This window comes from Furfurilactobacillus sp. WILCCON 0119 (assembly GCF_053471565.1).
Genome location: NZ_JBPCCV010000016.1, coordinates 1 through 351 on the forward strand (window position 1 = coordinate 1; position 351 = coordinate 351).

4 tRNA genes are annotated in these 351 nt (G+C 50.4%); all 4 read right to left on the reverse strand.

The features are described 5' to 3' along the window. Position 1 precedes the first annotated feature (1 nt). The 4 genes from ACRYI5_RS11075 to ACRYI5_RS11090 all read right to left on the reverse strand — a co-directional run bounded on the left by ACRYI5_RS11075 (position 2) and on the right by ACRYI5_RS11090 (position 350). Positions 2-73 (reverse strand) — tRNA-Gly (locus ACRYI5_RS11075). A gap of 16 nt (positions 74-89) precedes the next feature. Continuing rightward, positions 90-162: transfer RNA gene (locus tag ACRYI5_RS11080), tRNA-Thr, on the reverse strand. A gap of 36 nt (positions 163-198) precedes the next feature. Beyond that, positions 199-271 (reverse strand) — tRNA-Lys (locus ACRYI5_RS11085). Positions 272-277: 6 nt separating this feature from the next. Then, positions 278-350 (reverse strand) — tRNA-Val (locus ACRYI5_RS11090). Position 351: the final 1 nt, after the last annotated feature.

Genomic DNA, 351 nt, shown 5'->3' on the forward strand with positions numbered 1-351 from the left:
AAGCGGAAGACGGGATTCGAACCCGCGACCCCCACCATGGCAAGGTGATGTTCTACCACTGAACTACTTCCGCATATATTTTGGTGCAATGCCGACTAGAGGATTCGAACCTCCGACCCCCTGTTTACAAGACAGGTGCTCTGCCAACTGAGCTAAGTCGGCATTAAAGCCGAAGAAATATTACCCTCTAGGGGGTAATGAGCCGTGACAGTCTCGAACTGTCGACCCTCTGATTAAAAGTCAGATGCTCTACCAACTGAGCTAACGGCTCATTAAATGGAAGATACAGGGCTCGAACCTGTGACCCTCTGCTTGTAAGGCAGACGCTCTCCCAACTGAGCTAATCTTCCA